Source organism: Moorena producens 3L (assembly GCF_000211815.1).
Classification (GTDB): Bacteria; Cyanobacteriota; Cyanobacteriia; order Cyanobacteriales; family Coleofasciculaceae; genus Moorena; species Moorena producens.
This window is the reverse complement of the sequence record NZ_GL890964.1, coordinates 39,119-62,678: the sequence shown is the minus strand read 5'-3', so window position 1 is coordinate 62,678 and position 23,560 is coordinate 39,119. Positions and strand designations below refer to the sequence as shown.

General features: G+C 44.6%; 15 protein-coding genes and 1 pseudogene. 6 read left to right on the top strand and 10 right to left on the bottom strand.

Annotated elements, in window-relative coordinates; genetic code table 11:
• Positions 1-43: 43 nt before the first annotated feature.
• Entirely contained in the window at positions 44-166 is a 123-nt protein-coding gene (locus LYNGBM3L_RS49005) for a hypothetical protein (RefSeq protein ID WP_008188527.1), read from the bottom strand.
• 216 nt (positions 167-382) lie between these two features.
• Here LYNGBM3L_RS49005 and LYNGBM3L_RS26165 point away from each other — a divergent pair, with 216 nt between their 5' ends.
• Complete coding sequence (locus LYNGBM3L_RS26165) at positions 383-1,585, top strand: glycosyltransferase family 4 protein (RefSeq protein WP_008188526.1); 1,203 nt, start codon at positions 383-385, stop codon at positions 1,583-1,585.
• A 202-nt stretch (positions 1,586-1,787) separates the two neighbouring features.
• Here LYNGBM3L_RS26165 and LYNGBM3L_RS35095 read toward each other — a convergent pair whose 3' ends face one another.
• Positions 1,788-4,073: an alpha/beta fold hydrolase gene (locus LYNGBM3L_RS35095; protein WP_008188525.1), complete on the bottom strand. Its 2,286-nt coding sequence runs from the start codon at positions 4,071-4,073 to the stop codon at positions 1,788-1,790.
• A 1,357-nt stretch (positions 4,074-5,430) separates the two neighbouring features.
• Between LYNGBM3L_RS35095 and LYNGBM3L_RS26155 the strand changes: the two genes are divergently transcribed.
• The gene (locus LYNGBM3L_RS26155; RefSeq protein WP_008188523.1) at positions 5,431-6,582 is read left to right on the top strand and encodes a DUF1972 domain-containing protein; all 1,152 of its coding nucleotides are present in this window, start codon (positions 5,431-5,433) and stop codon (positions 6,580-6,582) included.
• Positions 6,583-6,980: 398 nt separating this feature from the next.
• On the opposite strand, the gene aroA is transcribed toward LYNGBM3L_RS26155, so the two are convergent.
• Both aroA and LYNGBM3L_RS26145 read right to left on the bottom strand, forming a co-directional pair.
• On the bottom strand, positions 6,981-8,342 hold the full coding sequence (gene aroA / locus LYNGBM3L_RS26150) for a 3-phosphoshikimate 1-carboxyvinyltransferase (protein WP_008188522.1): 1,362 nt from the start codon (positions 8,340-8,342) through the stop codon (positions 6,981-6,983).
• A 294-nt stretch (positions 8,343-8,636) separates the two neighbouring features.
• On the bottom strand, positions 8,637-9,026 hold the full coding sequence (locus LYNGBM3L_RS26145; RefSeq protein WP_008188520.1) for a hypothetical protein: 390 nt from the start codon (positions 9,024-9,026) through the stop codon (positions 8,637-8,639).
• A gap of 139 nt (positions 9,027-9,165) precedes the next feature.
• Between LYNGBM3L_RS26145 and queA the strand changes: the two genes are divergently transcribed.
• On the top strand, positions 9,166-10,350 hold the full coding sequence (gene queA, locus LYNGBM3L_RS26140) for a tRNA preQ1(34) S-adenosylmethionine ribosyltransferase-isomerase QueA (RefSeq protein WP_008188519.1): 1,185 nt from the start codon (positions 9,166-9,168) through the stop codon (positions 10,348-10,350).
• A gap of 216 nt (positions 10,351-10,566) precedes the next feature.
• Complete coding sequence (locus LYNGBM3L_RS26135; protein WP_008188518.1) at positions 10,567-11,310, top strand: Uma2 family endonuclease; 744 nt, start codon at positions 10,567-10,569, stop codon at positions 11,308-11,310.
• Positions 11,311-11,471: 161 nt separating this feature from the next.
• Here LYNGBM3L_RS26135 and LYNGBM3L_RS50625 read toward each other — a convergent pair.
• The 4 genes and pseudogenes from LYNGBM3L_RS50625 to LYNGBM3L_RS48990 all read right to left on the bottom strand — a co-directional run bounded on the left by LYNGBM3L_RS50625 (position 11,472) and on the right by LYNGBM3L_RS48990 (position 19,147).
• Positions 11,472-14,713, bottom strand: a pseudogene (locus LYNGBM3L_RS50625) (efflux RND transporter permease subunit).
• 249 nt (positions 14,714-14,962) lie between these two features.
• The gene (locus tag LYNGBM3L_RS26125) at positions 14,963-16,558 is read right to left on the bottom strand and encodes an efflux RND transporter periplasmic adaptor subunit (protein WP_008188515.1); all 1,596 of its coding nucleotides are present in this window, start codon (positions 16,556-16,558) and stop codon (positions 14,963-14,965) included.
• Between the two features lie 520 nt (positions 16,559-17,078).
• Positions 17,079-17,876: a PEP-CTERM sorting domain-containing protein gene (locus LYNGBM3L_RS26120; protein ID WP_008188514.1), complete on the bottom strand. Its 798-nt coding sequence runs from the start codon at positions 17,874-17,876 to the stop codon at positions 17,079-17,081.
• Between the two features lie 1,148 nt (positions 17,877-19,024).
• Complete coding sequence (locus LYNGBM3L_RS48990) at positions 19,025-19,147, bottom strand: hypothetical protein (protein WP_267872101.1); 123 nt, start codon at positions 19,145-19,147, stop codon at positions 19,025-19,027.
• Positions 19,148-19,514: 367 nt separating this feature from the next.
• Here LYNGBM3L_RS48990 and LYNGBM3L_RS44345 point away from each other — a divergent pair, with 367 nt between their 5' ends.
• The gene (locus LYNGBM3L_RS44345; RefSeq protein WP_154659922.1) at positions 19,515-19,661 is read left to right on the top strand and encodes a hypothetical protein; all 147 of its coding nucleotides are present in this window, start codon (positions 19,515-19,517) and stop codon (positions 19,659-19,661) included.
• Between the two features lie 135 nt (positions 19,662-19,796).
• On the opposite strand, the gene glyA is transcribed toward LYNGBM3L_RS44345, so the two are convergent.
• Positions 19,797-21,080 carry a serine hydroxymethyltransferase gene (gene glyA, locus LYNGBM3L_RS26115; RefSeq protein WP_008188512.1) on the bottom strand — a complete coding sequence of 428 codons (1,284 nt, stop codon included), beginning with the start codon at positions 21,078-21,080 and terminating at the stop codon, positions 19,797-19,799.
• Positions 21,081-21,306: 226 nt separating this feature from the next.
• The gene (locus LYNGBM3L_RS26110) at positions 21,307-22,566 is read right to left on the bottom strand and encodes an RNA-guided endonuclease InsQ/TnpB family protein (RefSeq protein WP_008188511.1); all 1,260 of its coding nucleotides are present in this window, start codon (positions 22,564-22,566) and stop codon (positions 21,307-21,309) included.
• Positions 22,567-23,296: 730 nt separating this feature from the next.
• Between LYNGBM3L_RS26110 and LYNGBM3L_RS26105 the strand changes: the two genes are divergently transcribed.
• Positions 23,297-23,494 carry a hypothetical protein gene (locus LYNGBM3L_RS26105; RefSeq protein WP_008188510.1) on the top strand — a complete coding sequence of 66 codons (198 nt, stop codon included), beginning with the start codon at positions 23,297-23,299 and terminating at the stop codon, positions 23,492-23,494.
• The last annotated feature ends 66 nt before the right edge of the window (positions 23,495-23,560 follow it).

Genomic DNA, 23,560 nt, shown 5'->3' with positions numbered 1-23,560 from the left:
ATTTACCTAAACAAACATTTAAGGAGCATCTATCCCCAACTAATCACAAAACTCCCTCGATCGTAGCATCAATTTCTACCAAATCTCGATCGACTTCCTTCAACTCCGCCGCCACCACCCCTAGATTAATCTCCGCTGACTGTTCCCAAGTCTGCCATACAGCCATTACAGCCCAATCAAGTTCTCAAGGCTAGCTCTGTTTTTGGTGAGCACTGACCCACACTTGGATGTTTCTATAGTGCTTCAGGATAGTCTATCCTGTGATCGGAGGGGATCAATTTACCTAATTCCAAAGGTAACATACTCCCTAGTCAGACGCCTAAGTCTGTTAACTGTTAAAATATAACTAATTATCAGCTGAATTAATCAGGGAAAAAGAATCATGAATATCCTGATTTCTGCTTATGGCTGTTCCCCAGTAAGAGGGTCTGAATATGGTATAGGTTGGAATGTCGTAAAACAAATAGCTAAAGACCATAGCCATAAGTGTTGGGTGCTCACTAACATAACTGATCAATCTCAGATTGAACAGGAATTGGCTAATTCACCTTTAGACAATGTCACCTTTATCTTTGTAGCAATGTCTGAAGGGTCTCGGAATTCAGGATTGTCCCATTATTTGTACTATATCGCCTGGCAGATTAGAGCATTTTTTGTGGCCAAAAAACTCCAGAGCGAAATTGGCTTTGATTTAGTTCACCATGTCACTTATCAAAATTCCTGGTTGCCAACATGGATAGGCTGGCTAGATGTACCATTCATTTGGAATGGTGGAGCTAAAGATAAAATTCCTTCGGTACTCTTGAAGACATTATCCCTACAATCGGCCATGATGGAACGGATTCGGATGGTGTCGATGAATCTTCTAGGTGGCTTTACCCAGTGGTCTGTTGCTTCTCGCGCCCAATTAATTCTATCTCGGGAAGCGAGCCAATGGTCAGACAATTTACCAGTTAAGGCTTTTCCTCCCTTTGGTCTTAATCAAAAGGATATTGAAAGATTAGGTCAACTGCCCCAGCGCCAAGACGAACCCTTTCGAGTGGTTAGTATCGGCAGATTTTTGGGTTGGAAAGGGTTTGCATTGGGCATCCGTGCCTTTGCCCAGTTCCATCGTGAACGACCTACTAGTGAATACTGGCTGATTGGTGATGGTCCTGAAAAGGAGAGGCTACAGAAATTGGCCAAGGACCTTGGATGCGGTGATGCTGTACGTTTTTGGGGGAAGCTTTCCCGTGATCAGGTGCTACAACGGATGGCAGAGGTGGACGTGTTAATGCATCCGAGTTTCCATGATCATTGGCCGACGGTGGTGTTGGAAGCAATGGCTTCTGGTAGACCTGTGGTTTGTCTCGATATTGGTGGACCGTCGTTGATGGTTCAAGAAGACTGGGGAATTAAAGTGCCTGTCGATAACCTATCCCAAGTGATCAATGATTTAGATCAAGCACTGTTGCAGTTAGCAACTAATGGGGAAAAGCGCATATCTATGGGACTAAAAGGACGAGTGATAGTTTCAGAGAATTGGTCATGGGAGATAATCGGTGAACAAATGTTGAATCTATATCAGGAAGTTATAAATTCGTAAGCATTCAGGTATCAGGTATCAGGTATCAGCTCTCAGCATTCAGCTATCAGCTCTCAGCTCTCAGCTTATGGACTACAGATGGTGATACTTGAGGTGCTTTTGAATAAAGCTGTTCGCGCAGCGTGGCCAATGGCTGATGGCTGACAGCTGATCGCTGACGGCTTAATGCTTAGGTTTAAATTAACAATTACCTGACAATTACCTAATCTATGCAAGCCCTAATTTTTTGAGCTAGTAGCTCTACATGGGGGTCTTTGAGAAAACTCCCTGGTTGGTCATCTAAGTGCTTACCAGAGATTTCCTGGATTTCCAGGTTTCCAGTAACTAAATCTATCCAGCCTTTTTGGAGTTCTGGAGACTGGGCAATCCGCTCACTGGTCAAGAACATTGTTACTGGGTTTGGATAGTAGCGTTTGGCCACATAGTTTTTTGAAGCGAAGGTGTTAGCTTCTTGGACTTTGATGATTTGGAGAGATTGCGGTAAAGAAATCCCAAAGGACTGATATAATTTAGAAACAAGCTTTAGGAATTGCTGCTTGATTACGTCTTGAAAACCTCTGTGAATCAATCGCTGAAACAGTCCTTTTAATCGGTCACTATAGCTGCGCTTATAGGGAAGTTGCTTTTCACTTGTGGAGAATTCAAGAGGGCTAGGTTCAAGGAGAGCTAGCAAAGCCACTGTATCACCGTCTAAGCGGAGCAGCTGAGCAATTTCCAGAGCAATCTTACTTCCAAAGCAGTATCCTGACAGAAAATAGGGACCCTTGGGCTGAATACTACGTATTTCCTGGAGGTAGCAGCGAGCCATATCTTCAACTGTGGTCAGGGGAGTCTGTTTGCCATCGAGACCCAATGATTGTAGTCCATAAAACGGTTGCTCGGAACCCAAATAATGTGCCAAATCCCGAAAACTGAGAACATTACCACCGGCTCCATGAATACAGAATAGAGGCGGTTTGGAACCATTGGGCTGAATTGATACTACTGAGGACCAAGGTGCTGCTCCTTGGTCTTGGCGCAGCTGGTTGACTAATTGGGCTACAGTTGGAGCCATCAGCAGAGAAGCTAAGGGCAGTTTTTTCTGGAAAACCTTCTCAATCTCAGCAAACAGGCGCACGGCTAGGAGAGAGTCTCCTCCTAGGTCATAGAAGTTATCTGTAACACTGATAGATTTGATTCCTAAGACGTTTTCCCAAATTTTGGTCAATTGACGTTCTAAGTCATCTCGGGGAGCAACAAAGGTGTTGGATGAGTCTGGCTGAGGTTGGTCAGGTGCTACCAGAGTACTGTTGTCTTTTTGGGCATCCTCTTCTTGGCCTTTGTGCCTTGGGATGTCTTGCTGGTCAGGTGTCTGACCATAGCATCCATCCCAATCCACTGATACCCCTGCTTCCCTGAGCTGTTCTACGGTAGTGAGCAAGAAGCTTAGATCCGATTGCTCCTGTCGTGGATGACGTACCGACGTTAGCACCAGCTGCTCAACCGCTTTCTGAGAGTGTCGTTTAGTTAATGTGCTCAAGGTTCGCCCAGGCCCTACTTCTAGCAGGATCGTCTCTGGTTGTTTCAACAGCTGTTGCACACCTTGAGAAAATCGCACAGTTTGCCGCAGATGCTGAGCCCAATAGCCTGGATTGACTGCTTGCTCGGCTGTAATCCAAGTGCCAGTAACATTAGATAGGTAGGGAATTTGTGGGGGATTGAGACTAACCTGTTTTACCTGGTTGGTGAAGGAGTCCAAGATCGGTTCCATCATCTTGGAATGAAAGGCATGGGAGGTATGTAGCCTGCGGTACTCTAGCCCTTGTTGATCCAATTGGTTTTGTAATAATGCGATCGCATCAGTAGGACCAGAAATCACTGATTGGGATGGCCCGTTAATCACTGCTAAGGATAGTTCCTGACCCAGCAGGGATTGCAGCTCTTGTTCTGGTAAAGGAACAGCAAGCATTGAACCACCAGGCAGTTGTTGCATCATCTGCCCTCGAAGGGCAACCAGAGATAATGCATCCTCTAAGGAGAAGACCCCAGCTACACAGGCTGCCACATATTCACCGATACTGTGACCGATCATCGCTTGGGGACTGACTCCCCAAGACATCCATAACTGAGCTAGGGCGTACTCGATCACAAACATGGCTGGCTGGGTAATAGTAGTCTGTTTCAGTTGCTCTGTGGCCTGATTCGTCTGTTCCTGCTTTGGGTAGAGTACATGGCGCAGGTCAATACCCAGATGGGGTTTGAGGAGTTCTGAGCATCGATCAATCAAATCACGAAATGTTGATATTTCATGGATTAGTTCCAGCCCCATATTGACATATTGTGCTCCCTGTCCTGGAAACATAAATGCCACCGGCTGAAGCTTGGGCTGTTGGCCGTTTATCAATAATTGTTTCGGTAATTGTTTCGGTAGTTGTTGGGGTTGGCGAGTACTCGGTTCTAACACATCCCTGATTTCCCAGTTGCTGATTAGGTTACTTGCGGGAGCCATGATTGCTCAGATTTCACAGCAAAACTAATATAGCAAACGTTACTTATTCAATTCATACAGTATAGCTTTTTTTTGGGATTTCTTCAAGACTGAGCCTGAAAACAGGGTAAAACGATTTACTGTAAGCCAACTCAGCGCGCTGTTTGAGATTTTTTTTGAGATTTTTTTGATCAATCAGGACTTACCCATTGCCCCCGTTCCTACACCAAACTTAGTATATTTTTTGAGTATTACCCCCCATATTTGGTGGGTTAGCGAGCCAAAACCAACTAAATTTAGTAACTCCTATAAATCCTGGAACTTTTATCATCAAATCTACGTCACTAGGTAGTTTATTACCTTAAAATAGCTAATTGTTTACTCTACCGGATAGATGAGTTCACAGTTTTTTCACAAAGTCTGATTAACCTGTTACCCAAGTCTGATCACTCAAGTCTGATCACTAATCAGATGTTGCTTCAGCTCAATTTAATTGTTGGAGGTTTTTCCATGAACTCGCTCAGTGCCACGTCGATCACCGTTGAGTTGATTGAATGGGAGATACTACAATATGTAGCAGTTTATTGATAATTGATTGACCGCTGTTTACAACATTAACTTTTGTTAAAATATCGAATTTGGACAGGGATTTTAAGATACTGTGTGAAAGGCTGATTAAATAGCAAAGCCATCGTTAAACCGTTTGGAAAACTAATGGTGATTCTTGCATCTATGGTCAAGTTATTCGTCCTAAAAAATCCTGAAATGGTAACAGATTATGGCAGTTTTGACAAGTTGGCACAACCGCTTCAACGACCGCCTAAAGTTCAGAGACTATTGATCACACAAATCCTAAATTTGTAGGGGACACAGCGTGAAGCGCGTCACATCCCCTCTGCTCCGGGTAGTGCGTTCCAGCAGTATTACAATCAAATCAAGTCTGACATTAACAACCGCGCTGGAACGTATTATACTTAATGGTTTTAAGGGTTTGTTGATAAATACTATCTCAGTAATGGCAGGTAATAGTCCATTGTCAAACTGCGCCAAACTAACAGAGTTTTGACAAATCATGGCCTAGCCTTATCCTAGAAATCTACTTGATTGATAAAGCAGCTCAAGGTAGGCAAAAAAAATTATCGGGTTTATCTACCTGTCTTGATGCAATAGCGAGTGGGGGTTTCCCCCAAGACCGCTTAGGTGCGCTTACAGTCGTCGAATTAAATTCGCCACGGGTCGCACCTCTGCATCGCTTTGATAGCCGTTTGTTATCGGCTGTTCGGTGCATTTTCGTGATTTAGCTCACTTAGTCCAAGTAAATCGTGAATTGGGAAGGCAAGTTTTTTCCTTTGTATACTGTTAGACTCGGGCATCTAAAATGTTGAAACTATCAATTCTTGGTATCCGTGGCATTCCCGCCCAATATGGTGGATTTGAAACTTTCGCGGAACGGCTGTCAAAATATCTTGTATCTCAGGGATGGGAAGTCACAGTATATTGTCAGGAAGAGCACAAAAATCAGATGTTTGAAGAATACTGGCATGGTATTCGTCTGGTTCATATACCGGTTCCCTATGGCAACGCACTGGGATCGATTATTTTTGACTGGAAATCTACATTACATGCGGTCAAACAAAAGGGTATCGTGCTTACCCTTGGCTATAACACAGCCATCTTCAGTATTTGGTATCGCCTCAAAGGGATTACCAATTTTATGAATATGGATGGTCTGGAATGGAAACGCAGTAAATGGAGGCTTCCTGAAAAAATTTGGTTATATCTCAATGAATGGGCTGGGTGTTGGTTAGCTAACAGTTTAATTGCTGATCATCCAGGAATCAAGAGTCATTTATTGACCCGAAAAGTAGCTTCTGATAAAATCACGATGATTCCTTATGGAACCGAGAAAGTTGTTGATGCCGACTCACAACTTTTAACCCCCTATAATCTGGTTCCGAAGGAGTATGCTTTGGTGATTGCCAGACCTGAACCAGAAAACTCGATTCTAGAGATTGTTTCTGGCTTTTCCAGGCGACATCGGGGTCTTAAATTGGTGGTGCTTGGTCGCTATTTACCTGATCAGATACCCTATCACAAACAAGTTTTAGAAGCAGCCAGTGATGAGGTGATCTTTCCTGGTGCTATCTATAATAAGTCAGTGGTTAATGCCTTGAGATTCCACGCACGACTCTATATTCATGGACATCAAGTTGGTGGCACTAATCCTTCTTTAGTAGAAGCCCTCAGCGCTGGTCAACCGGTTCTGGCAAACAATAATCGCTTCAATCGTTGGGTTGCAGGACCTGGTGCTCACTATTTCAAAAATGAATCGGAATTGGACGAGAAGCTGGAGATACTGCTAAATGATGGTGATGAACTGCAAAAAATGAAACTAGCCAGCAAAGAGCGCTACTATCAGGAATTTGCTCAGGATAAGGATATTAAAGCCTACGAAAGGTTGTTCCTATCCAAAGCCAAGCAGCTGCATAAACTAGCTTTGTTAAGTTCTCCAATCCCTGAAATAGAGTGATAGCCTTCATAAGTTAGGCTAGCTGCTCGGGGAAAAATTTGGGTTAAAGGGTAACTAGTAAAGGGTAAAGGGTAATGTTAGAAACTTTTACCCTTTACTTTTATTTATTTTGAGCGGTCAGCCGTCAGCCTAATGCCGTCAGCCTAATGCTTAAAATAAACCTCTAAGGATAGAATTTAATAGTTCAAGATTAATCAGAATTGAAAGTCTGGGTAAAAGCCCTTGGCCATTCCCGTAGCGTGGGCGTAGCGCAATCGGTGCTTTGTGGCACAGGCTTCTTTGTGGCACAGGCCACAAGCGCTGTGCTTTCGTGACTATTAAACGAATGCTTACCTCTTGTATTCAAAAGCTGACAGCTGACCGCTGATAGCTGATAGCTGATAGCTGAATACTTACGGTCAACAAGCCTTAATTACCTCTTGCAAGGTGGTAGTGAAGTTTGGATAGGAGATGGCAGCCGCTTCAGCACCGTGAATGGTAGTTGTACCTTGGGAATTGAGGGCTGCGATCGCTAAACTCATGGCAATACGGTGGTCAGTATGACTATCCACGTCTGTACCGGTTAAGGGAGTACCACCAATAATCTCTAGACCATCGGGCAATTCAGTGACCTTAGCTCCCATCTGGTTCAACTGGGATGCCATCACCGCTAAGCGATCGCTTTCCTTAACTCGCAGTTCTGCTGCATCCCGAATGATAGTAGTTCCTTGGGCAAAGACTGCTGCTACTGCTAAAATCGGAATTTCATCAATCAGGCGGGGAATCAAGTCACCCGCAATGGTGCATCCTTTGATGAGGTTACCGTGACGTACCCGCAAATCTGCCACCGGCTCCCCAGCCACTACTCGCTGATTTAACAGCTCAATATCAGCCCCCATCATGGATAGGGCTTCTAAAATACCTGTACGGGTAGGGTTAACACCCACATTTTCCACAATCAGTTCTGAACCGGGTACAATCGCTCCGGCTACTAACCAAAAGGCAGCTGAGCTAATATCACCAGGAACAATTACGGCTTGCCCTTGCAACTGAGCCGGTCCTGTCACCGTAACACTATTGGTTTTTGGGTCAGTAATAATCTGAGCTCCAAAGGCTTTGAGCATCCGTTCGCTGTGGTCACGGGAGAGGGCTGGTTCAGTGACAGTTGTTTGTCCTTCGGTCATTAAACCAGCGAGGATAATACAGGATTTTACTTGAGCTGAGGCGATGGGAGAGTGGTAGTGAATTGGTTTAAGAACGGAGCCTTTAATGGCCAGGGGAGCGAGCGTTGCACCTTCACGCCCCCAGATGCTGGCTCCCATTTGTTGTAGGGGTTTCACCACACGGGACATCGGACGCGATCGCAAAGACTTGTCACCGGTTACAGTAAAAAATCGGTCAGCAGCAGAGGCGAGTAGTCCCAGAATCAGTCGTAGGGTAGTACCCGAGTTACCTGCATTTAAGACATCAACGGGTTCTTGCAGTTTCCCTAGTCCTATACCCTTAACAATCACTTGTTCAGTATTAAGTTCCGAGATATCTGCGCCCAAAGCACGAAAGCAGCTAGCAGTGCTTTGGGGGTCTTCTCCCAACAGTAACCCTTTAATGGTAGTTTTTCCTGAGGCTATCGCTCCCAACATTAAGGCTCGGTGGGAAATCGATTTATCCCCTGGTATGCTGATAACTCCCTGCAAAGATAGACCAGAGGTTGGGGGATTTATGCTTAAAGTCTGTTGATTTTCCGTCGTAGTTAGGGTGACTAGATTTGCTGGCAAGGGCATAGACTTCGGTTACATTACCGTGCTGAATCATAACCGATTTTATCAAAATTCTAGGTATTACTGAGATCTGGCACCGTTGTGATTAATCCTACGGTGGGCAGTGCCTAGCAAGGTGCTTGGTCAGTTTCTGGATCTGTCTGATCCACTGCCCACCCTACATGAACTTCCTCCAGTGATTAATCCTACGGTGGGCAGTGCCTAGCAAGGTGCTTTGTCAGCTTCTGAATCTGTCTGATCCACTGCCCACCCTACATGAACTGATCCACTGCCCACCCTACATTAATTGAGCGTTGCTCAAGCCAAGGTTTCTGGACAATATCCCAAACCCATGGTAAATTGTTCGCAAAAAGCTTCTATGTCGCTCTGGTTTGGACTACCATGAGAAACCACAGCAACTTGGTAGCGACGCATGACCTCTACCGGTGACTGTCCGGTTTCCAGACTCCACAGAGCCATTTGCACACGAATGTCAGGGCTGTAGGGAATCCCCAACTCGTTCATATAAGCCCGAAAGTCTCCATGTTGTTGAGCGGTTAAAGGTGTGTCCATCTTGACCTTAACCACCCAGCCATCAATCCGATGAATCACCGTGGCAAATTTGATAGGTAGCTGGGGCGAGTCTTTTAGATACTCAACGACTCGCAGAGTTAGACTGGCATTAGCTAAAAAGTAAAGGTAATCCATAGAGAGGAGTTAGTTAGTAACCAACTGAGGCTTGATATCATATCCGATATCTTTATTTTCGCAAGCCAGGATTGCTAACTGGTAGGGGATACTCCCCCGATCTTAGATAGGGGATATTCCCCAATGTAGGAATAACAGCATGACAGGGATTGACAAACAGACATCCAAGCACCAAATCGACCAATTAGTCTCAAGCTATGACTATGAACTACCCCAAGAGCAAATTGCCCAAACACCCTTGAGCGAGAGGGATGGTTCAAAACTGCTGGTGGTAGATTCACCAACTCACCATAGCCACCACATCTTTAGGGAATTACCTCAGCTACTGCAACCGGGTGACCTATTGATCCTCAATAACACCAGGGTTATCCCCGCTCGACTCTATGGGCGTAAATCCACTGGTGCGCCTGTGGAGATATTGTTGTTAGAAGAGCGAGAACATCAGGGACAACACCAGAGTTGGCTAGCTTTAGTGAAACCAGGTAGGCGTCTTAAGCCAGGAGCAGAGATTTGGTTTACCCCCTCATCCCAAGTTGGGCTCAACGATAGTAGCGTCTCGAAACAGCTAACTACCCCCCTACCTCCTCTTAAAGCAACTGTTCTGGCAACAGATGAAGCAACCAGTGGGCGGATATTGCAGTTTGATTTCCCAGAGGGAGTATCCTGGGAAACCCTGTTGGAGTTGTATGGCCAGGTTCCTCTACCCCCCTATATCCAAGACTCTCAAGCTACCCCAGACCAGTATCAAACCATTTATGCTCAAAAGAATGGTGCTGTTGCGGCTCCCACCGCTGGACTCCATTTCACCAATGAGCTATTGGAAAACTGCCGCCAACGGGGAATTCGGCTAGGGTATATCACCCTACACGTGGGGGTTGGTACATTTCGACCTGTAGAAGTGGAGGATATTACCGAACACGACATGCACGGAGAGTGGTTAGAAGTCCCCCAATCAACTGTGGAGCAAATTCAGGAAACTAGAGCAACGGGAGGTCGAGTTATTGCCGTAGGCACAACGGTAGTCCGTGCTCTAGAGGGAGCTGTTGTGGATGGGGAATTACAACCCTATTGTGGTAAGACTAACTTATTTATCTACCCAGGTTATCAGTGGCAGGTAGTGGAGGGATTGATTACCAATTTCCACTTACCTCGGTCGAGTTTATTAATGTTAGTTAGCGCCATGGTAGGTAGGGAGCGGTTACTGACCTTGTACCAGGATGCGATCGCTCAGGGTTATCGCTTTTATTCCTTTGGTGATGCGATGTTAATTTTGCCAGAAGCTAGAGATGTTCCCAGGGAACAGGGAATAGGGAATAGGGAATAGGGAATAGGGAATAGGGAGTAGGGAGTAGGGAATGGGGAAGAGGTAAAAAATCCTGTGTACCTGGTTACTATCAGAAACGCTATAAACAATAATTTAATTTTGAACTTCCGTACCAGATTTTTAGCCAAAAAGATAGATCCAAGCGCTGGGTTTTTTCCCAAATTTCAACGATACCGTAGCTATGGGCGTTAAATTTGAGTAGGTAATGCGATCGCTATGTCTAAAACCATGACCTCTGCTGTTGTACCTGATACTCCTTTACTGCCAACTCAGTATGACCTTCCCTGTGATGACGGTATTCCGATGGAAACTGAACGACATAAACTCCAGATGCAATTGCTGATTGATCCGTTATTGCCGTGGTTAGCCCAGCGGGAAGATGGCTATGTGGGCGGTAATATGTTTCTTCATTTCAGTGAAGCACAACTTAAAAATCAAGACTTCCGAGGTCCAGATGTCTTTGTAGTGCTTGGAGTTCCCAAAGGCGAACGACTTAGTTGGGTAGTTTGGGAAGAAGGTAAAGCACCTGATGTGATCATTGAATTAATTTCTGACAGTACAGCCAAGACCGATAAAACTACCAAAAAGCTAGTTTATCAAGACCAAGTTAGAGTACCAGAGTATTTTTGGTACGACCCGTTTAATCCAAAGGATTTTGCCGGATTTAGCTTAGACAATGGAGTCTATCAACCTTTAAGTGAAGATGAACAGGAGCGACTAGTTAGCGAAATATTAGGGTTAGCCTTAGTGCGTTGGTCAGGCTTTTACAAGGATGTGGAGGCCACTTGGCTGCGTTGGGCTACTTTGGAGGGAATTGTGCTACCTACTCCTGAAGAAAATGCGGCGATCGCTCAAGAACAAGCGGCGATCGCTCAAGAACAAGCGGCGATCGCTCAAGAAAGGGCTGAAAAACTGGCTGCTCGCTTACGAGCAATGGGAGTGAATCCAGATCAAGTTTGAAGAATAAGAATTAATAATTCTCTAAGCATTCAGCGGTCAGCGGTCAGCGGTCAGCCGTCAGTCTTTAGCTGATAGTTGAGAGCCTTTAACTGATAGCTGATAGCTGATAGCTGATAACTGACAGTAAAACCAACGTTTGCCTCTTGCCTCTTGCCTATCTTTTAAGAATTAGTATTAGCTGGCGTCAACTGTAAATATAAACAAGGAATCACCAGCAACGCACTCAAGGTTGAGGCACATAAACCGAAGATAATTGCCATACACAAAGGAAACCAAATGGGATCACTTAGTGCTAAAGGAATCAAACCAACCATGGTGGTAATACTGGTGGTGAGTACCGGGCGCAGTCGGTCAGAAGCACCATGAGCTGCAGCTTGTCGCACTTTCATTCCACTTGAACGATGCTTGTTCATGGTTTCTACGATCACGATGGAATCATTAACTACAATCCCCACTAGAGAAATAATCCCAATCATGCTAGGAAACGAAAGGGGTATCCCGAGCAAAGAGAAACCACTAAAAGTGCCAATCAAAGCAAAGGGGATAGAGAGCATAATAATGAAAGGCTGGCTGAAAGAGCCAAATTGCAGCACCAGTACCGAAAAAACTAAGAAAAGTGATACATAGGACATGTTAACTGCGGAACCAAAGGTCTCACTTTGAGTTTCAGCCTGTCCGCCAAATTTGTAATCATAACCTGGAGACCATGTTTTCTTCATTTGCTCTAATTTTGGCTGTAACTCTGCCAAAATCTCTCCAGGAGTGCGACCTTTAGCTTTAGAATAAACAGTAACTGTGCGTTCGGTATCTGTATGGGTAATCGATAGGGGAGCCATGCTCTGCTCAATATCCAATATCGCCTCTCCCGATATTGCTCCGTGGTCTGATGAAAACAGTTGAATCATTCTCAACTCATCACGACGAGTGGGACCACCTACAGCGCCATTGCGGGAGGGCCACGCAGTACTCAGGCGAATTTCTAAGTCGTCTTTTCCTGCTCTAATGGCAGAGTCTGTAATCTCGTTATCGGTCATAATGTAGCGTCCCTGCAGGGCTAGGTCATTTTCACTGATGCCATAAAAATCCATAGCTTCCCGTTTGGGTCGAAGTTTGATATCGTTGCGCAAGTCTCCCAAGCCATCACGGACATCTTCAGTCCCATCAATCTGGCGCAGTGCTAATTGGACTTCACCGGAAATCTGCCGCAGTGTGTTCATGTCATTGCCTTTTAGCTCAATGGCAATCGGGTCTCCGCCTTCACCAGTACCAGGAACATTGATGACTAGGGATGCTCCAGGATAATTACGGATGGCCTGATTCAGTTCTGTTCGCAAGTCATCTATATAGTCATAGGAGAACTGGTCGCGCTCGTTTTTTTGGTAAATAGTGCTGAGAAACCTAGTAAATAGTTATCCTGTGTCGGCTTAAGACCACTCTCTGCCACTAAAGCACTTTTTTGACCAACTAATTTGGTGACACTTTCAAAATAATCCTTGGAACGCAAAATTTCTCCTAAATCATCTGCCACTTGTTGAGACTTTGCCAAGGTGGCTGTGGGGGGTAATTCCACATTGATACTGATGGGGCGGGTGTCAGCATCAGGAAAAAGCGTTCCTGGTAATTGCGCAACCGCAACCAAAGAGGTAATAAAAATAACTACAGTTCCGACAATCCAAGCACCAGCTATTGCTCGGTTACGTACTGTAAACTTGAGACTCCAGTTTTTAAACCATTCAGAGGCGGATTCGGTTAGTTTATCAATGCGGGTTTTTTGCATCCCGCCTTTGACATTACCTAACACAAAGCGAGACAAGGGTATATCGATTAATAAAGCGATCGCATAACTGAGCAACAGACAGATAATTGCTGTGATGGGCATCAACCGTACAAACTTGCCCATCGTGCCACTAATTACCAGCAGGGGTGCCATAGCTAGAATGGTTGTGAGCTGACCGGAAAACGCTGGTGCTGCATAGGTTTTCACAGTCTTAAGGGCTGCCTGATTAAAGGTTAACCCCTCCACAAACAGTGCATCATGCATCCCCTCCATCATTAAGATGAATACATCCACCAGCAATCCTAGTGCTATGACCATCCCATATAAGATCATATTGTTAAGGGTGTACCCACTAAGCCAGAGCAGAAATATAGCTCCGAGAAAGGTTAAAGGAATCGATAACCCTGCAATTATGGCTTCTCGCCAGGTCAGGGCAATGAACAAGATGATAAAAACACCAATAACTGCCTGAATCACATTACTGATCAGGTTATTCTGCTCATCGTGAATCTGTTCGTCCTGCCTGTAGGTAATCCGATAATCCATCCCAAAAGGCCAGACATTGAGGTCTTGCTTGAGAGACTCCAGTTCTTCTAAGGTTTTTTCGATGACCTTAATTGAGTCAGACCCTGGTACTTTCACTACATCCATGCTGACGGTGGGTTCAAACTCAGAACCCTGCCAACTAATGAAGGCACGAGTCTTTTCCCTTTCCAAATCCCGACGTACTAAGGCAACTTCATCGAGGCGCACTACCCTACCATCAGCACCACCCAAACGAGTGATAGGCAAGCTACGTAAATCTTCCAAGGTACGAAACCTACCGTACAATCGTACCTGAGCCCCAATCTGTTCATTTTCAATCTGGTCCCAGGGCATATCCTGGTTAGCAACTCTGAGGCGGTCACTTACTGTTGTTGGGGAAATCCCCAAAGTAATCATGCGGCTGGGGATAAGTTGGACATTGATAACTTCTTTCCGTTGTCCTGCTACATTAACCTCCCGTACACCCGAGACTTTTTCGAGTCTTTCTTGAATATCTTCCGCCGCCCGACTGAACACTGCCGGATCGAGATTACCATATAAAGCAATCGAGAAAATTGGGACATCTTGGGCAGAGATTTGCTCTATATTGGGTTGCTCAGCCTCTGAATTAATCTCCGGTTCAGCATCATCCACTTTTTGCCGCAGCAGTGCCATCGACTCCTGAACATTGGCATTAGCTTGAAATTCAACTAATATCTGGGAGAAACCGTTGAAAGAAGCACTCTCAACTTTCTTCAATCCCTTGAGGGATTTGAGTTCTTTTTCTATTTTATCGGTAACTTGAGTTTCTATGGTTTCTGGGTCAGCCCCTGGCCAAGTAGTAGTCACTATCGCCATGGGAATTTCCACATCTGGATCGGCTTCTTTGACCATCGACTGATAACCCATCAATCCACCCAAGGTTAGCAAAACGATCAAGAGAATACCAAATACTGTTTTCAGGAAAAAGAATTTAGCTAAACCTGAGGCTCGGTTAACATCAGGCACATCATGCCCATTATGCCCATTATGCCCATTATGATCTAATTTATCCTGTAAAACCTCAGGTTTAGAGTTGGAGGAAACCAGCTTACTACTCATCAATTACCTACCAAAGGAAAACGTCATCTTAGCAATTACCGTAAGCATTCAGCATTCAGCATTCAGCATTCAGCATTCAGTTAATAGCTATTAGCTATTAGCTATTAGCATTCAGCTTATGGGCTACGCGCAATCGGTGCTTTTGAATAAAACAGGTAACCATTTGTTTAATCTGAGTTACGTCTGCATGATAGCTGACCGCTGACCGCTGAATGCTTACCAATTACCAACTGCCCAAATTATTCCTTACTAGTTAATAACTTCAACTGGTGTGCCATCAACTAAGCGATTGAGTCCTTCTGTGACAACTAAATCGCCAGGTTCAACACCACTTTTAATTTCTTGCATAGAAATCCCCTTAATACCCTCTGTTACCGGACGCAGTTGAACGACGTTTTCTTGTTGATTTACAACAAATACATAGGGTTTATGGTCGCGGTAGACAATTGCATTAATAGGAACACTTAGGGCTGTGGGGTTTTCTTCCACAGCAATCCAAACAGAAACTCGCTCCCTATCCAGTACATTCTTACTTCCTTGGTACAGGCGGATGGTCACGTTTACAGAACGCTCACCAGGGTTAACCGAAGGACTGACTGAAAAAATTGCGCCTCGGGCTTTAGCAAGGCGAAACAATTCCTGTTGGGTCATGCCTCTACTAGAGGCACTACTCATGTCTTGATCTAACACCACATAAGCTGATTGACCGGGTTGCACCAATGGGCCATAAAAGGTCGGGAGTTCGACATCGACTTCATAAGCGCTAGGGTCATTGACAATGATCGGCACTGAATCGACTACAGTCTGATAATTACTAGTGTTTACACTGTTTAAAATTTGGGTTGTCCAGAAGTCTCCCTCTCGGATATTAAGGTGGGCTACAATTCCATCAAAGGGTGCTACAATCTCCGTATCTTCTAAACTAATGGTAGAGCGAGTTTGCCCAGCCTTGGCTGAAGCAATCTGGGCTTGAGTAGCAGTTAATTGTGACTGGGCAGATGCTAACTGACTTTCAGCAGCTTTGACATTGCTCAAGGCAGCATTAACTTGAGCTTGTGCTGCTCTGACTTGGGATTGACCATCCTCGGCTCTATTTCTGTAGACATCAACATCACTCTCTGAGATTACACCGGCATCGAAAAGTTCTAGACGGCGTTTGAATTCAGATATCGCTAAATCAAAATCATTTTTTGCTGCTTCAAACTGGGCTTGGGCGCTGAGTACTTGTGCTTTGGTTTGTTCTACATTTGCTTGAGATTGAGACAAATTTGCTTGTGCTGTTACCCGTTGGGTCTGAGCTTCAGCAGTTTGGGCTTGAGCTTGTGCCAGCTCTGCTCGCAGTCTGCGGTCATCTAATTTTGCTAGTAATTCACCCTTTTTGACAAAATCTCCCTCTCGTAGATCCCGTCCATTAACTTTTTTGAGATAGGTGATAGTTCCTGAGGTTTGGAAGGTCAGGTGTTTGCCTCGCACTGCTGAAACGAAACCATTGCCAAAAACTAACTGTTGCAGTGGATAAATTTTGACTGGGGTGGCTCGTACAGGTAACCGGTTAGGTTCAGCTGGGGCTGCTGTGATGGTGTTTTGTGATACCTCGGGATTAGGTTGGGACTGTTTGAAAGCGATCGCACCCAATGCTATAATACCGATACCTAGCAACAGAAAAGGCCACATCGGTCGCTTTTTACGGGAGGGATTGGCGGGGGTATTGGTTGCTTCCCTGGCAGCTTCCGTTTCTACTTCGGGTAATGGGTCTTGTGGTTGCTGTTCAACCCCTTGATCAATGTGTTCCTGAATTGGTTGAGGTGAGGACAAGTGCTTTTGAGGCAAAGGATTTGATTTCATTGTTTATTTCCTGTAGCGTCAAGTCTTAAGTACTTTTGAGTTGCACAGTATGGGGTTAGTTGCCCAATATACGGATATCGCCTGTCACCAAGGAGTTTGTTTCGATAGAAATGCCACAGGCGCGCATCAGAACAAGCAGATATCTACCATATATCAGTTGGAGCAACCCTGCCATAAACCCGTGTTATAGCATTCTCTGAAGTTTTGTCAAGTATACAGCTTCAAAACCTGTGTTGAAATCAGGATAAGTACTAAAACCTAGGGATAATTTTATTAAGGGAGTAGGGAGTAGGGAGTAGGAAGCGGTTAGCCTTCTATAGGCTTTCACCTGTACGCCAGACGGTATAAATTAATTGCTGCATTTAAATATTGATAAATTTGTAGACAAATTATATCATAAATTAACCCCACCAGTGTCTTAAACCAGTGGGGTTTTTTGAGGATTAATTTAAACTAATTAGAAGGATTTATTTGTCTGCTGACTGCTGAGCGCTGAACGCTGTTCGGGTAGCGCATATGCTTAAGCAGTCTTTTTTTTGAAAGCTGCACCTGTTCCCAAAGCACCTAATGCTAGTAAGCCCAAAATTGAAGCAGGTTCCGGAACGGGTGTTAGCTGAACATTGTCAATCAGCAGTCCAGAGTCAACAAAAGGATCATCCTCGTCCAAGACTCCAAGTCCTAAACTAAAGGTTCCAGAAGTTTCAAAGGTATAAGAAAAACTCTGAAAGCCAGTCTCTTCAAAGAAAGGTGTCTGAAAGAAAGGTGTCAAAGATTCTATGAATAGTGGGGAGTTGGTGTCAGCTAGTCCATCTACCATTTGAGAGATGCTGACGAAGGAAAAATCGTTAAAAACTTCTGGATTAACAAAGGGAAGACCGTTAAAATCTTCTGGATTCAAAGATGATGTAAATTCATTCGTGAGAAAGTTCCAATCAAAAGTCAAAATATCTCCGGCATAGGCAGTGAAGGTTTGTTGAATTGCAGAACCCTCTGTGGGAGTATCTACATTGGGAAGATTAGGGATAGTAGCTAAGCTTCCAGCTGTTAATCCTAGGAATGTTTCTATATCCGAGACAGGAACTGAGCCAACACCAGTAGTTAGTAAAGCTTGGAAGTCTCCATCTGTTGGACCACTTCCAAACTCTGCTGTCTCAATACTAGTGTCGCCTATGGTTGCCCATGGGTTGAAATCACCAGTCTCAAAACTGCCATTGACAATTGCCAAAGCTGGGTTAGCACTTAAAAGAGTTGCGGCACTAACTAAACTTACTGTACCTGAGCATAGGGTTAAGACATTGAACAATTGGCGAGTAGACATAAACTTGATTACTCCTTTGTTAGGGAAAATACGATGGTTTTCGCGACGACACTATTTGCTGTAACTATGTCTTGATGCAGCGCGGCAAAAGGGGGTTTATCCTATGAGCCACTGCATCGGTTTGGAGAGTATTGGAGAATTTATTAATATAGCAATTCTCTCTTCAATGAGGTACAAAGCGATCCCCCGTTGGTCGGGAGCATCCCATTTTGGAAACAATATTACCCAAAGCAACGATATTTCAAGGGTTTCAGCCCCCTAAAAAGAGCTAACGTGCCAAATTGGGATGCTCCCCGTTGGTCCCCATTTGTAAGGAGGACTTTGAGGTTGATAACCATACCTCATCAAGGCCATAAAAGCTATAAGTCAGAACATCTAAATATCAAGGGGCTCAAATCAATTAATTCTAAAATCTAGAGCCTCTTAATACGCAAGCACCATGATCTGACACATCCAAGCCAACTAGTTTAAGCATGGATGTAACTAATCAGAAAAATCGCTACGAACTCAAGCAGCGCTCTCTCAAGATAGAGTTCATTGTTGATTATTATCCCCAGAGGGAGGTCTTTTCTTTTACTGCTTTAGGTTGGTAGCTATGACAAGAACGATTTAACGTTGATGACTGATTTATTTCCCAAGAATAATATTACATATAAATCTGGAAAAATTGAGCTAATCCAAGTAAAATTTACTCAATCTTTAAAATAATCAAGTTTTAATGAAAAATTCTTTGATAAGAGATAATTCAGTCAATATAGCATTTACCAATAGGTCATAAACAATATTGCTGTGTCTTGATGCAGTCGGTCATGGGGGGAACCCCCATGACCGCGCTGCATCGCTTTCTGATAACATCAAAAACTATTCGGAGCTCTTTCCTACTGGGTGCATCTCAGTTTTGCAATTAGGCAAAAATTCGGGCGAAAATTTCTACACTCCCCGCGCCCGGGCCCCACACTCCCCGCGCCCGGGCCCCACACTTCCGATCTTTTTTACAAATATGAGATGCACCCTTCCTACTCTTCCCTGTTCTCTGTTTCCTGTTCCCTATATTGATGCAGTCCTATGTTTACATCTCAAATAAAAACGCTATACTTGGGTTCCCTAAGATGCATTTAAATTTCCACCTCAAGTAGCGTGACCTACGGTCAATCGCGTAGCTTGGCCAACGGCCAATCGTTCCCGTAGCGTGACCAACGGTCAATCCACTTGTGAAAAAGCCGGTCTACCCTCTGACCATCTCCCCATCTCCCCAAAGCGCCCCTATTCACAATTTAAATGTGTGAATAAGGGCTGTTCCATTATTGATGTTGACAGAATAGGACTTAGAAACTGTTTATAAAGTGACATACTCCCACACGCTCATCGAAGATTACAGTGTGGGCTTCTTACCAACTCCAGCCATCACTATCGGCTTTCGCCGACGCGGGGCGCGAACGGATACACGGGTTACTTTATTAACGACACGGGATGCCCCGACCCACCGGAACAATACAATAAGTTCTATTTTTTAGGCACGTAAGTGGCTGACTTGCCCAGCATTTAAGGCCGTAGGCCACGCTACGCGAACGGCTTTGTTTATCAGTACATATATTATAGCAATTTTATAATACCCTGTGCAAAATTCATCCCACACCTATGCTACGCATTAGGTGTGGGGCTTCTTTTGCCGGACAGCTAAATCTTAAGACAACTGAAATCGCTGACTATTGGTGGGTTACGGCGGACAGTTCTTTTAATCCGAAGTTACCGACTCCCGACTCCCTCGGTGCGCTTGACCCGTAATTTAATTACGGGTCAAGCGCACCGCTCCCGACTCCCTGATAAACCAAAGCGAAGACTACAGTAGGGTGCGTTATTAGCCCACCCTACTGTTGGTTTTATGCTGACGCTTAACCCTCAACCGTCAACCCTCAACCCTTAGACCAAACTTGGTAAAGGAATGGTCAAATGGGGATACAGAGGAAAGCGATCGCATAACTGTGCCACACGCTGGCGACATTGAGTTGCCACTTGCTCATCCTCTCGATTCAGTAAGCGATCGGCAATAATATTACCAATCTCAGTAAATTCTGCCACTCCCATGCCTCGGGTAGTCATGGCGGGGGAACCTAGGCGCAAGCCACTGGTGACAAAGGGCGACTCTGGGTCAAAGGGAACAGTGTTTTTGTTAGCCGTAATCTTGACACCGCTCACCAGTTGGTCAGCTCGCTTACCTGTCATACCAATAGAGCGCAAATCTACCAGTAATACATGGTTATCTGTACCACCAGAAACAATCTTTAACTCCCGGTTTTGCAGTGCCGTTGCCAAAGCCTTAGCATTTTCAATCACCTGGGCAGAATAGGTTTTGAATGCTGGGGTCAAGGCTTCCCCAAAGGCAACAGCTTTACCAGCAATCACATGTTCCAACGGACCCCCCTGAGTTCCGGGAAACACTGCCTTATCGAACTTTTTACCCAAATCCGATTGATTGGTCAGAATCAAGCCACCCCTTGGACCACGCAGGGTCTTGTGAGTGGTAGTAGTGACCACATGGCAGTGAGGAAGGGGGTTAGGGTGATGACCAGTAGCAACTAAACCAGCAATGTGAGCCATATCCGCCATCAGGTAGGCACCCACTTCATCAGCAATGGCCCGGAATTTCTCAAAGTCAATGATTCGGGGATAGGCGGAATAGCCGCAAATAATCAGTTTGGGACGCTCTTTCAGAGCAAGTTCCCGAATCTGACCATAGTCCAATTGTTCAGTCTCCTGGCTGACACCGTAGTGACACACCTCAAACCATTTGCCCGACACATTGACCGGTGACCCATGGGTAAGGTGTCCGCCATGGGACAAATCCATCCCCATAATCTTGTCACCAGGTTTTAGTAAGGCTAGAAATACTGCAAAGTTCGCTTGAGCGCCAGAATGGGGCTGCACATTGGCATGAGCAGCACCAAATAGTTCTTTAGCACGGTCAATCGCTACTTGTTCGACTTTGTCAATGAACTCACAGCCGCCATAGTAGCGCTTTCCGGGCAATCCCTCAGCATATTTGTTAGTTAGCACTGAGCCTTGTGCTGCCATCACCGCTGGGGAGGTGAAGTTCTCACTAGCAATAAGTTCCAGATGCTCCCGTTGGCGTTGGAGTTCCTGTCCCAGATACGTGGCTATCGTGGGATCGGTTTCGGCGAGAAAATCTAAGTTAGTTTGAGTCACTTTCTTTACTTCTAGGATCGATCACGTTTGGGTATTGACACAACAACCTTAAAGGTGTAAGTGCTTACAAAAAATCCTCTGAGGCAATAAAGCCCCGTCTAGGCAGGAGCGGGAATCAAAAACTGAGGTAGCGCTTTGATGCACGGGTTTATCCCATCAGCGACTACCGGTACCGACATAGCAGCTTTAGTCGCCCTGAAGATTTTGTGACCACTCCCACATCAAATCAGAGATTATGATGTGGGCTTCTCAAATTCGCAAATGAGACTTGCTGCTCCTCGATATCCTGTATCGATTTACCACAGCCATTGAGCGGCAGTCCAACCGCCATTAATGCACGATTCAAAATGTTGATGCCACTATTCCAATCGCGGTCAATTTTTACTCCACAATCAGGACAATGATGGACTCTGTCAGCGAGATTTTTCTCAACTGAAGCTCCACAATTGAAACACTCGATACTTGTACCCCGTGGATTAACTTCCTGGACTAACAAACCGCGTTTGACCGCCACTGCTTGTAAGATTTCTAGAAATGACCCCCACGCAGCATCATGTATTGATTTTGCGTGTCTTATTCGAGCAAGTCCTTTGATATTTAAATTTTCGTGAGCAATTAAGTCATATTTATTACACAACCAATGAGCAACCTGATAATGAAACTCTTTTCTGCAACGAGCTAAGTGAAGATGCAACAAGCTAACTTGCTTTTTAGCTTTTTTCCAGTTGTTAGAACCCTTGACACGACGGGACATCGCTTTTTGAGCTAATGCCAGTCTGTCTTGAGCCTTCCTGTAGAACTGTGGGATCGGTACTGCTTCACCGTCAGATGTAGTTAAAAACTTTTCTAAGCCAACATCAATTCCGACAGCAGACTTAACTGAATCTATAGGTAATATTTCAGGGACGGTATGATCCTTCATTGAAATGCAGCAATACCAACCATCAGCTTTTTTGACAATAGTACACTGCTTGAGAGTGAATCCATCCGGCAATGGTCGATGCATTACCACAGGAATAGAACCGATCTTGCTTAGTTTTAAAACTCCATCAATTAAGTGCGCCCCCGCTTTAGAACTATTCACCCTAGGAAAGACAAAAGATCTAAGTTCTCCAGGCTTCTTGAAACGAGGTCTTCCACCCCGCTTGCCACCCTTGACAGGTTTCCTCCATCTTTCCCACGCTTTATTAAGTCGTTGTAGATTAACTTGTTGAGTTTCTGCGTAAATTTTTTTGTACTCAGGGAACAACCGTTTGGTTTCCTTGAGGGCTGATTGCTGAGTGTAATAATTGAGTGGTTCTGGTATTTCACCAATTGGTTCACTAACGATACTACATCTATCAATAGAGCAACGACTCCTATTGAGCCAATCAAGTCTTTGCCCTAGAGCATAGTTCCAGTGACGGCGCAATAGTTCTAGCCATCTTTCCATGATGGCTACTTGTTCGGTGTTCGGCTTAATTCTGTAGCAGTAGGTCAGTATCATCAGCCCTTAGTTAAACAACTCAAACAATATCTCAAGAACCAATATACCCAGTCGGGCAATTCCCCGGAGACGCGCGCCTTAGACAGTTTAGCCTTTATAAGCGACAGTCTGTGAGTCATAAGTTTAAGTTATATGAAATAAGGCTCAACTGTCTTACGGTAACTTCTAACCCGTTAAATCACGCGATTATAACGGGAGACCCCTTGCCCGTTTAGTTGGACACGACCCTTAAACAGGACTTACCCAGTAAATATACCTACAGGGTTGGTTATTAACGCACCCTATTACTTATCCCTACTACTTATCCCTACTACTTATTCCTACTACATATGGGCGTTTGATGCCCAGTTTTTCACCAGTTTTTCATAAGTCCTGTCAAACAATTCATCGGTAAGGATGAGCTTAAAGCTTGATTCTGGAACGATTCAGACTCAGATTAGGCCAATTTTTAGCAAAACTTAAAGTTTTTATTATGTTAAATTATTTATTATACAACACTTATCATCCAGGGGATCTAATAAGATAAGAATAGGGTTAAGCAATAGTTCTAATCAACAGCACTTATAAACAAGACTTAAGCACTAAGGTGATTGGTCAAGAGTTTCTCGATTAGTATGGGCATAAGGTGTCGTGAGCAAATAAACATTTTTCCCTATCCTCCAGCCTGTTGAGAAGACCTTAGAGTATCTTGCTTCGGCATCAGCCCTGATAGCGTAACAGGATTAGTGCTATGTTAGTAATTCTAACGGACAACCAAGTAATTTCCCCCGACCTTGTCTGCCAATGTTGTTTACTGGCTGACCCAAGTGGTCAACCTCGCTGGCATCAAGGCAAATTGGTGTGTGCTCATCTCCTCAAGAAGCTAAGTGAGAAGCAAGCTCAACAGTATGAGTGTGAAATGGGCTTCCGTCTGGTAAATATGGAGTAAACTTTTGTAGTAAGAACTTTTGTAGTAAGAACTTTTGTACTAAGCGATCGCGAAGCGTGACCAAAG